Below are 9,563 nucleotides of genomic sequence, written 5' to 3'. Positions count from 1 at the left end.
CTGTTTCAGGCGGCAAGGCCGACGCTGTAGGGCACGCCGGCCGCCCGGCATGCTTCGGCGACGGCCTGCCGGGCACGCGCCTGGATGGCTTCGGACACGAGCTGGCCGTTGGCGAAATCCTTGTCGGAGGCGTAGATCGCGGTCGGCATGGTCAGCGCCTCGAAGAAGCCGAACAGCGGCCGCAGCTGATGCTCGACGATCAGCGAGTGGCGCTCGCCGCCGCCGGTCGCCGTCAGGATCACCGGCTTGCCGCGCAGCGAGGACGGGTCGAGCAGGTCGAAGAAATGCTTGAAAAGCCCGGTGTAGCTACCCTTGAAGGTCGGCGAACCGACCACGACGATATCGGCGCCGAGCAATTGCTCGACAAGATTGCGCGCCGACGGATCGAGATCGCCGACGCGCCTTGCCTGCGGGAAAGACGGACCGAGATCCTCGATATCGAAAACGCTCGAGGCCCCGCCCGTCCTGCCGGCGATGTCGCCAACGATATGGCTGATGAACGCCTTGGTCTTGGACGGACGGGTCAAATTGCCCGACACCCCCACCACCAGGTTCTTCGACATGCCAGGCTCCTTCTCGTCAACGCTATCTGCATTAAGCCTACCGATTTTGTAGAATTAAATGAGCGAGAAGATTTCAAAACCAGCCCGGCAAGCGGATTGAGTTTGCGGAATGCAGCCCTCGATTGGTTCATTCGACGCGGGATGTGGCGGTGCGCGACGTCAAAGAACGAGCCCAGTCGAGGTCAATGCATTGCCCGGAGACGGCCTTGCGATGATGGAGCAAATGCCGCCGCCCCAGCATTTTGCGACCGGCCGGGGTGGGTTTGCCCGTGTTCACTTCTTGCAAAATTGTGGAACAGGGCCACGCCTCAGGGGTTTGATTGGATCAACCTTGAAAAGGAGGTAGCTATGAAAAATCTCCTGCTCGCCTCCGTCATCGCTATTGCGTCGGCGGCGGCCATGATCGGCCCGGCCAGTGCCGACAGCCTGCGGCTCGGCATCGGCATCGGTCCTGCCTATGACGATGATTATTATGGCGGCCCGTACTACGACGATCCTTACGTCTATCGCCCGCACCATCGGTACAATGTCTACGACGATGGTTACAGGCCGCGCTACTCCATGCGCCACAGCCGCAATTGCTGGACCGAGTACCGCAAGCACTGGCGCCACCACCACCGTGTGATCGAGAAGATCCGCATCTGCGAGCGGTGACGTAAGCAATCGATCCGGCCGGCTTTGTCGGCCGGATCGCTCGTAGCCCAACAGTGATCGATTCCGCTTCTGCGAAGAAGCGCCGCTACTTGCGGGGCTTCGGCAGCACAAGTTCACCTCCCTCACCCTGCCCTCCGCCCCATCATCCCATAGTGCACGGCCAGCAGGTCCAGGCCGATCTTGAGCATTTTGCTCACCACGTCGCGCGCCTCGCCGGTCTGTTCGGCGAGGCTCTTCACCGAATCGCCGGCGCAGCAGATTTTCTGCACCACGGTCGAGACCTCCCAATGTGCCAGCGCGCGGGTGGCTTCGGCATGGGCGCGGCCAGCCGACAGGACATGGTCGGGAATGCCACCATCGCGACGGCCGCCGTCGACGCGCTCTTCCCATGCCATCGGCCGCAGGCCTTCGCGCGAGGCGCGCTCGAAATCGCCGCGAAAGCGCATGCCCGCCTCGCGCTGCTGGCGTGTCAGCGAGGTGATGCCCAGCAGCGGGTCGACATTGCGCACCCGCACGATGCCGCCGGTCGAGGTATAGCCGCCGTTCGAGACTTCGTAGATACGCGCCGCTTCCTGCGTACCCGTTGTCAGGCGCTTGCGGCCGAAGCGGTCGTCCCTCAGCGCGAAATCATGGCCGATCTCCCTGCGGATGCGCACCTGCTCGGCCTCGCCCTTTGGCAATTTCGGCGGTTTTGGTTTTTGAGCGGTTTTTCGGCTCATGGGGCGGTTCCTTGTGGGCTGGCCGTGGGGTTGGCGGGCGAGGTTGGCGATCCTTCGCGCCCCTCTCCGCCCTGCCGGGCATCTCCCCACGAGGGGGGGGAGATTGGCAGCGTCACTCGCGCGACCTTTTCTGCAACGTCGGCGATTGGCGAAAGCGGCGGCGACATGGCAGGCAATGCAACCGCACGGCATTGCCGCGCGTTGTTGGAGGCTGCAGCCAGAAAATCGACAGCGAGGTGTAACGGCGTGGGCACGATGCGAACCGGACGTCCGATCAGGGTCAGCTTCGACGGCGAGATCGAGGACATCGAGGATGTCAACGCCGCCGCCGACCTCCTGCAGCGCTGGCCTGTCGACCGGCGCGGGCACGTCTACCGCAGTGCGCTCAATGCCTGCAGCGCCGCCATCGCCGCGCAGATCTCGCCAGACGATGCGCTTAAGGTGTTCACCGGCTTTGCCCGGGTGACCGGGATTCTCGTTGTCGATGACGACCCGGCCATGGTGTTCGAAGAGAGAAGCGTCTAGAGCCGGATGCCGAAATAGGGGCATGCCAGACAAGCTCATCGCGCCAGCTCCGCCAACAAAGTGCGGCGGCGGCCGTGGAATCGTGCGTGGTGGTGGCTGCAGTAGGAGTGCGTCGCCGAGGTGCGCAGGCCGCAGCACAGCATGTCCGGCGCCGGCCTAGCGCCAGGCGCGTCCTTGTCAGGGTCTTCCTCCAGCGTGAGATCGAGCGGGGCACGACAGCGGCCGAACAGGCAGTCGATGAACCGCATGGCGGCGACATGCGGCTGGCGACCGGGCGACACCGGCGGCGGTGGCGCCGGCATCTTGTAACGAGGAGCGTCGGGCTTGTCCTCGTCGCGGACCAGGCCGTGCGGCGACAACCAGGCCGGCGGCAGCGCACGCGCCGGCTTCCTCGGCTTGCCCTGTTTTGGCTTTGCCGGCGTGCGGGCTGCAGAGGCGCCAGCAGGCGGGAATGGCATACCAGCGCCGCCCTGCCCCTCAGCCTGCCCGGAAGCCCTCGCCTGTCCGGCCAGCTCTGCCTGTCTGGGCTGGTCTGAATGTCCGGACTGCCTTGCTTGCCCGGACGGCCTGGCTTGACCCGCAGCGCGCCCTCCCGCCGCGGGCTTTGCCGCGTTCCTCCGGGGCCGGCCACTGGCGCGGCCGCCTTTGGGATTGGCGAAGCCGATGGCGCGCAAGCCCGTGTTGCGATGGACGATGCCAATGATGGCGTTGCGCGAGACCGGGCTGCCGCGCAGGGCGGAAAAGCGCAGAGCGATCCCGGTGGCCGATAGACCATCCTTCAGCCAAAGCGCGATCGCGTTGAGTTCGGTGTCGGTATAAGCAGCGGCCATGTCGGGATCCGTCAGTTGTGAAGGCCTCGCCCGGGGCGAGCGCCAGGGTTCGGCCAGAAAGGCCGTTGCGAAATCGTTCGAAGGGGTTGGTTCAGGCGGGGCTCACCGCCCCATTCAGGCGGCGGAGCGCGGCCTCGGCAGCCACGCGGGTCAGGCCGGACACCGCCCTGCCCGTCAGCCTGTCGAACAGGATGACGGTGCCGTCCTCGGTGCGGATGCAGGAGGCGGCGGCTGGTTCGCCGGTCCTCGGCAAACCAGCCTGGCGCGAAAAGGGGGCCGGAACCGGGGGAGGAACGGTTCCGGCCGATCCGGCGGCCTGCGGTGACCGCAGGCGGGCCGGATCCGGGGCAAAAGCCCCGGTCTTCGTCCGAGCCGGGGAGGAGGACAGCCCGGACGATTCGAAATGGGCGGACAGGCGCAGGATCATGCCGCCTCCCCTTGCGCGGTATCAGCGGCGGCCACAGCGGCCAGCCACTCGTAGCTGACGCTGGCGATGCCGCGCCTGCGGCTGGCGGCGACGACCTGCGCCCCGTGCTGCGGCGCGATGCGCTGGCGCCGGCGCATCTGCCGGGCTGCCTCGTAGCCGCAGCCGACTTCGGCGGCGAAGTCGGTGATGGCGGGCCAATGGTCAATCAGTGCGGAAATGCTTGCAGGATGCTCGATCATGCGCTAAGCGTACGATATGTACGAAAGAGTCGCAAGCAAAATCGTACACCTTGGACGATAAATTTCAGGCATTTTGTACGATGATGGATCCTCGACACAGATTGCAGCAGGCGCGGGCCGAGGCGGGCTATGCCTCGCCGAGCGATGCGTCGCGGGCGTTGCGCGACATCAACAAGAACACGCTGATCAGCCACGAGAACGGCAACCGGCCGCTGTCGCGCAAGGCGGCGGAGAAATATGGCCGCCTGTTCGGCGTCGATCCCGGCTGGCTGTTGTTCGACGGCAATCCCGCGGGAAGCGGCGGCTTCCACGAGGCCGGTTCGGCCGCGCTGATGCCCTCGCCACTTACCGTCGACGTGCCGATCGTCTCGTGGATCAGCGCCGGCGAACTCGGCAGCCAGGACAGCGTCGTCAACCTGTCGGACTATCCGACCATACCCGCCGCCGATCTCGAGCAGGGCGAATGGATTGCGCTGCGCGTCGACGGCCCGTCGATGAACAAGATCTCGCCGCCGGATTCCATCATCTTCGTCAATCTGCGCGACAAGCGGCTGGTGACCAATGGCTGCTATGTGATCTCCGACGAAAGCGGCCGCGCCACCTACAAGCGCTACCGCCCGAACGACAAGCCGCCGTTCCAGCCGGCCTCCTACATGGAAATCCCGCCGCCGGAACTGGAAGGCGCGATCACCATCATCGGGCGCGTGAAGCGGTCGATGATCGATATGTGAGGGGTGGTCTCCCCTCGAGGGGACCGGCCAGAGGGGGCGCCGCTAATGGAACGCCGGCATTCTGTCCGCGATAGGAAGTCGCGTCAGGAGGTGCCGCCCCCCTCTGTCGCCTGGCGACATGTCCCCCTCCCCTCGAGTGGGAAGATCAGAAACTCGTCCTACCCCAAATATTCATTGCTGAAATACCCGGCGAAATCCGGGCGCTTCTCCAGCGCCTTGCCATCACTGTCGCGCAATATGCCGGCGGTGAAGAGATACTCCCCCATCGCGTCCACCTTGGCCTTGTCGATGGTGCCGATGGCGCCGGCTTCGCTCCTCAGGAAATGTCCGTCGTTCAGCGCCTTCAGCGAGGCGTGGATCAGGGCCGGATTGGTGAGCGCGTCCTTGTTGGCCGCGATCAGCAGGTCGCCCGCCTCTTGCGCGTGGTCGACGGCGAACTCGTAGCCGCGCCGAGTCGCCTGAACGAAGGCGACGGCCGCTTTCGGATTGGCCTGAAGAAAGGCGTCGCTGGAGGCGATGAAGGTGGTGTGCTCGTCGGGCACGCCATAATCGGCGTAGCGGAAGCTGCGCTGCCTGATGCCTTTCAGTTCGGCCTCGACGCCTTCCCAGGTCGAGACCTCGAGCGTGAAATCGACGGCGCCGTTGGCCAGCGCCTCATAGGCCGAGGTGCCTAATGTCACCGTCTCAAAATTGCCCTTGCCGCCATCATGGCGGATGATGGTCGAGATCAGTGCGTTCTCCCAGGCACTGCCGAAGCCGCCATAGGTCAGGCCGTCGAGATCCTTCGGGCTCTTGATCGCGCTACGGTCGGCGTTGAACACGACGCGGCCGGTCTCGGTTTGCACCACGGCATAGACGGCCCTGAGGTCGGCGCCGGCGGTCTTCTGGGTGAACAGGCTGATGGTTCCGTTGATACCGAAATCGGCGACGCGGTTGGCGACCAGCGTGCCCGCGCCGGTGTCGCTGTAGGGCAGGATTTCGACTTCGAGGCCGGCTTCCGCGTAAAAGCCTTTGTCGCGGGCGATAAACAAACCGATGTGGTTGGTGTTGACGGTCCAGTCGAGCGCGACGGTGACCTTCTGTCCAGCGGCGAAAGTCCGGGCGGGGAATGGCAGACCGGCAGCGAGCGTCAGCAGCAGTGCCTGGCGGCGGGTGAGTTCAGTCATGGTCATCTCCTTGGGACGGTCATTGGGCTGAGGGTTGCGGATCGGTGGCGCCGAGCAGCGTGTCGAGAATGCCGGCCTCGAGCACGGCCGCCTCGCGCGCTGCGCTGGCGTCGGCGGTGCGCGGGCGCGGCAACGGCACTGCGATCTCGCTGACGATGCGGGCCGGGCGCGCGGAAAACACGTAGATGCGGTCGGACAAAAGCACGGCTTCGCGCACGTCGTGGGTGATCAGCAGCGCCGTCCAGTGGTGGCGCCGCCACATGGCTTCCAGCCAGCGCTGCATGGCCGCGCGGGTCAGCGCATCGAGCGCGCCGAACGGTTCGTCGAGCAACAGCATGTCGCGCTGCTGCACCACGGTGCGCAGCAAGGCCGCGCGCTGGCGCATGCCGCCGGAAAGCTCGGCCGGCCAGGCGCGCTCGAAGCCGGCAAGGCCGAACTCGGCAAAGAGCGGCGTGACTCGCTCGCGCGCCGCCCGGCGCGGCACTCCCTGCACCTCCAGCCCCAGCGTCGCATTGTCGAGGATGCGGCGCCATGGCATCAGCGCGTCGCGCTGCGGCATGAAGGCGAAGCGGCTGCCATGGTCGTCGAGCGGCGCGCCGTCGAACAGCATCTCGCCCTCGCCTTTCTCCGCGCCGGTCAGCAGCTGGAACAGCGTCGACTTGCCGGCGCCGGACGGACCGAGGATGGAGACGAATTCGCCTGCCGCGACATTGAGCGAAATGCCGGCCAGTACCTCGAGCGGACCAAAGCATTTTCGCACCTGGCGCAGCTCCAGCCGGGTCATTGCCGCCCCTCGCCGCCGCGTTCTCCTGCCGCTCGCTCCCAGGGCATGACAAGGCGCTGGACGAGCACCGTCAGGCCGAACAGCACCAGCGTCAGCGCCGCACTGACGCCGACCGCCGCGAGCACCAGGTCGGGGCGGAAATTGTTCTTGGCGTTGAGCATGTAGATGCCCAGCCCCTTCGCCGCGCCCGCATATTCGGCGAAGATCGCGCCGACCACGGCATAGGTGATCGATATCCTCAAGCCGGCGAAGAAATAGGGCAGCGCCGAGGGCAGCCGCGCCAGCCAGAAGACACGCCAGCGCCCTGCCCCCATGGCGCGGAGCATCTGGCCGATCTCCTTCTCGGTCGCCTCAAAACCCTCGACCAACGCCACCATCATCGGAAAGAAGGTGACGAGTGCCACGAGCAGGATTTTCGGCAGCAGGCCGAAGCCGAACCACAGCACGACCAGCGGCGCGATCGCCACCAGCGGCAAGGTCTGGCTGGCGATCAGCAGCGGAAACAGCGCGCGGCGCAATGACGGCCAGAAGTCGACCAGCGCCGAGAAAAGGAAGGCGGCGGAGAGCGAGCAGGCAAAGCCGGCAAGAGTGGCGCGGATGGTCGGGATGGCATTGTCCATCAGCGCCTCGCGATTCTCCCACGCCTGTCCTAAGACGCGCGAGGGCGCCGGCAACACCGTCGGCCTAACGCCGCCATAGCGGGCATAGAGCTCCCACGCAGCGAACAGCAGCCCGACCGAGACGGCAGCCGGTGCAGCCCTGGCGATGGCCGACGAGACAGCTGATCTCCCCCCTCGTGGGGAAGGGCCAGAGGTATCTCCTCCAGACAACGGGACGGACGGAACAGCCACGGAAATATCCTCGACGGCGGCGAGCGCTATGGCTCAGACAGCGGACGGGCTGTTGGCCGACACGGTGACGTCGAGGGTTACGTGGCCGGCGCCCGGCCCGAAGCGGCAGAAGGCTTCGTTCAGCGTGGCGAAGATGGCACCGGCATCGCCGCGCAATTTGGTGCAGAAATGCTTGGAGCGCTCGTAGACGCCGGACTGTTTGAGGAAGTCGATGCAGCCATAGATCTCGTCCATGTGGTCGCCAGTGCCCATCACATAGAGCGAGAATTGCGCCGCCGTCGCCTGACCGGTCACGGCGGTGGCCTGCACGGCGCGGATGGCGGCAACCTTGCGCTCGTCGAGCGGAATGACGGGGCCGCCGACCTCGTCGGAGCGGCAGATCGGATCGTCGGGCTCGCCCGGGCAGCCGCGCGAGATCGCCGCTGACAGCACGCAGTGCTTGCCGCTGGCGGAAGCCGCGACGAACAAGTCGCGCATCGCCGGGAACAGCACTTCGGGCGGCCCGACCAGCAAGGTCGAGATGTCGTCGGTCTCGATCCTCAGCCGATCGCGATACGGATCGAGCGCGCCAAGCGCGCCAAGGATGACGCCGACGAAATCATCGGCCATGGGATAGAGGGAAATCTGTGCGCCAGAAAACATAGCCCGCCTCGCTCCGCTGGTATTACCCAGATCAGCTTTTAGGGTCTGTGGGCTTGCCGCCCCCGTCTCAGCCCCGACCGTACGGAGCACCCCTGTGGATGCCGGGGTTAAAGCACTGTTCGGCGAATTGGGGAAGAGGGTTTGTCGAGGCGTGACGCGAATGTGTGTTGGGCCAGGTTTTGACAGTCTCCCGCTTGGGGGAGATCGGTTTCAACGCTCCGCGTTATAAGATTTTCACCATTTTCTTATAACATCCTTGAAATTCAGCTGGATAGCGCGCAGTTATAAGAAAACTGACAAATTCTTATAACGGAAGGCGCATGATCGGAGTGCTAGCCATGAAAACGATCGATCTCGCCTATCGCACGATGTACGCCGAACTCGTGCAGCGTAGCCTGGATGCCTCGTTCGAGACCTATTTCTCGACGGCGGGCAACTTCGTCCGCGTTCCGGTAAAGGGCCGCGACTACTGGTACTTCGAGGAAACCCGCCCGACGAAGACAAGGCGATACGTCGGCCCGGCCGAAGACCCCGAGATCGCAAAACGGGTCGCCGCCTTCAAGGAGATCAAGAGCGACCTCAAGAGCCGCCGCAAGCTGGTTTCCAGCCTCGTGCGCGACGCCGGCTTGACCGCGCCTGACACATTCACCGGCGAAGTGGTCGAAGCCCTGGAGAAGGCCGGACTCTTTCGCCTGCGCGCCGTTTTGGTCGGAACGGTCGCCTTCCAGACCTATGCCGGGCATCTTGGCGTGCGGCTGCCTGGTGCCTCGCTGCAGACAGGCGACGTAGACTTCGCTCAATTTCATTCCGTCTCGGCCGAAGTGGACGACAGTCTGCCGCCGGTCATTGAGGTGCTCAAGGCAATCGATCCGACATTTCGTCAGGTTCCACACCGAACAGACGCCGGACGGACCACACAGTTCGAGAACGCTTCCCGCTACAAGGTCGAATTCCTCACTCCGAACCGGGGCAGCGACGACCATGCGGATCACGCAAGCCCGATGCCGTCGCTGGGAGGCGTCTCCGCGCAGCCTTTGCGGTTCCTGGATTTTCTCATCCGCGACCCCGTCAGAACGGTGCTCCTGCACCGCTCGGGCGTGCCCGTGCTGGTGCCCTCGCCCGAGCGCTACGCCGTCCACAAGCTGATCGTCGCTTCACGCCGGCAAAGCGCCGCAGCGAAGCGGGAAAAGGACCTCCATCAGGCGAGCCAGCTGGTCAAGGCGCTTGACGCCACACGCCGGCAGGATGACCTCGCCTTCGTGTTCGCGGAAGCATGGAACAGGGGCGACAGCTGGCGCGACGCGCTCCGGAAAGGCCTGCACCTGCTCGATCCGGACAGGCATGATATGGTCGGCCAGATCCTCGGGAGGGCGCTTGCCGATATTGGCGCGCAGCTCGAAGGATTTCCAATGCGGCTCGCCTGAGGCGCCGG

13 protein-coding genes and 1 riboswitch are annotated in these 9,563 nt (G+C 65.2%); of the genes, 4 read left to right on the top strand and 9 right to left on the bottom strand.

The window, feature by feature from the left end:
* Positions 1-5: 5 nt before the first annotated feature.
* Positions 6-563: an FMN reductase gene (gene msuE, locus ACFX5Q_RS26710; protein WP_404282815.1), complete on the bottom strand. Its 558-nt coding sequence runs from the start codon at positions 561-563 to the stop codon at positions 6-8.
* 348 nt (positions 564-911) lie between these two features.
* On the opposite strand from msuE, the gene ACFX5Q_RS26705 reads away from it, so the two are divergent.
* On the top strand, positions 912-1,217 hold the full coding sequence (locus ACFX5Q_RS26705) for a hypothetical protein (RefSeq protein ID WP_404282814.1): 306 nt from the start codon (positions 912-914) through the stop codon (positions 1,215-1,217).
* A 122-nt stretch (positions 1,218-1,339) separates the two neighbouring features.
* Here the strand turns inward: ACFX5Q_RS26705 and ACFX5Q_RS26700 are convergent, their stop codons facing one another.
* Entirely contained in the window at positions 1,340-1,936 is a 597-nt protein-coding gene (locus ACFX5Q_RS26700; protein WP_404282812.1) for a DUF6456 domain-containing protein, read from the bottom strand.
* Positions 1,937-2,191: 255 nt separating this feature from the next.
* Here ACFX5Q_RS26700 and ACFX5Q_RS26695 point away from each other — a divergent pair, with 255 nt between their 5' ends.
* A complete protein-coding gene (locus ACFX5Q_RS26695) occupies positions 2,192-2,461 on the top strand; it encodes a DUF982 domain-containing protein (RefSeq protein ID WP_404282811.1) in 270 nt (89 codons plus the stop codon).
* 35 nt (positions 2,462-2,496) lie between these two features.
* Here ACFX5Q_RS26695 and ACFX5Q_RS26690 read toward each other — a convergent pair whose 3' ends face one another.
* The 3 genes from ACFX5Q_RS26690 to ACFX5Q_RS26680 all read right to left on the bottom strand — a co-directional run bounded on the left by ACFX5Q_RS26690 (position 2,497) and on the right by ACFX5Q_RS26680 (position 3,957).
* On the bottom strand, positions 2,497-3,291 hold the full coding sequence (locus tag ACFX5Q_RS26690) for a GcrA cell cycle regulator (RefSeq protein ID WP_404282810.1): 795 nt from the start codon (positions 3,289-3,291) through the stop codon (positions 2,497-2,499).
* Between the two features lie 91 nt (positions 3,292-3,382).
* Positions 3,383-3,718 (bottom strand): hypothetical protein, encoded by a 336-nt coding sequence (locus ACFX5Q_RS26685; RefSeq protein WP_404282809.1) that lies wholly within the window; start codon positions 3,716-3,718, stop codon positions 3,383-3,385.
* Complete coding sequence (locus ACFX5Q_RS26680) at positions 3,715-3,957, bottom strand: hypothetical protein (RefSeq protein WP_404282807.1); 243 nt, start codon at positions 3,955-3,957, stop codon at positions 3,715-3,717. The genes ACFX5Q_RS26685 and ACFX5Q_RS26680 overlap by 4 nt, the downstream gene beginning before the upstream one ends.
* A gap of 80 nt (positions 3,958-4,037) precedes the next feature.
* Between ACFX5Q_RS26680 and ACFX5Q_RS26675 the strand changes: the two genes are divergently transcribed.
* The gene (locus ACFX5Q_RS26675) at positions 4,038-4,688 is read left to right on the top strand and encodes a helix-turn-helix transcriptional regulator (RefSeq protein ID WP_404282806.1); all 651 of its coding nucleotides are present in this window, start codon (positions 4,038-4,040) and stop codon (positions 4,686-4,688) included.
* Between the two features lie 158 nt (positions 4,689-4,846).
* Here ACFX5Q_RS26675 and ACFX5Q_RS26670 read toward each other — a convergent pair whose 3' ends face one another.
* The 4 genes from ACFX5Q_RS26670 to ACFX5Q_RS26655 all read right to left on the bottom strand — a co-directional run bounded on the left by ACFX5Q_RS26670 (position 4,847) and on the right by ACFX5Q_RS26655 (position 8,131).
* Complete coding sequence (locus tag ACFX5Q_RS26670; protein ID WP_404282804.1) at positions 4,847-5,854, bottom strand: ABC transporter substrate-binding protein; 1,008 nt, start codon at positions 5,852-5,854, stop codon at positions 4,847-4,849.
* Between the two features lie 19 nt (positions 5,855-5,873).
* On the bottom strand, positions 5,874-6,638 hold the full coding sequence (locus ACFX5Q_RS26665) for an ABC transporter ATP-binding protein (RefSeq protein WP_404282803.1): 765 nt from the start codon (positions 6,636-6,638) through the stop codon (positions 5,874-5,876).
* The gene (locus ACFX5Q_RS26660; protein WP_404282831.1) at positions 6,635-7,405 is read right to left on the bottom strand and encodes an ABC transporter permease; all 771 of its coding nucleotides are present in this window, start codon (positions 7,403-7,405) and stop codon (positions 6,635-6,637) included. Before ACFX5Q_RS26660 ends, ACFX5Q_RS26665 begins: the two co-directional genes overlap by 4 nt.
* Before the next feature lie 117 nt (positions 7,406-7,522).
* Positions 7,523-8,131 carry a YkoF family thiamine/hydroxymethylpyrimidine-binding protein gene (locus ACFX5Q_RS26655; RefSeq protein ID WP_404282801.1) on the bottom strand — a complete coding sequence of 203 codons (609 nt, stop codon included), beginning with the start codon at positions 8,129-8,131 and terminating at the stop codon, positions 7,523-7,525.
* Positions 8,122-8,235, bottom strand: a riboswitch (TPP riboswitch). (Overlaps the previous gene by 10 nt.)
* 234 nt (positions 8,236-8,469) lie before the next feature.
* Here ACFX5Q_RS26655 and ACFX5Q_RS26650 point away from each other — a divergent pair.
* On the top strand, positions 8,470-9,555 hold the full coding sequence (locus ACFX5Q_RS26650) for a GSU2403 family nucleotidyltransferase fold protein (protein WP_404282800.1): 1,086 nt from the start codon (positions 8,470-8,472) through the stop codon (positions 9,553-9,555).
* Positions 9,556-9,563 lie beyond the last annotated feature (8 nt).

It is taken from the genome of Mesorhizobium sp. IMUNJ 23033 (assembly GCF_044778005.1).
GTDB lineage: Bacteria > Pseudomonadota > Alphaproteobacteria > Rhizobiales > Rhizobiaceae > Mesorhizobium > Mesorhizobium amorphae_A.
The sequence above is the reverse complement of the archived record's forward strand: the minus strand, read 5'-3'. Positions and strand labels throughout refer to the sequence as shown.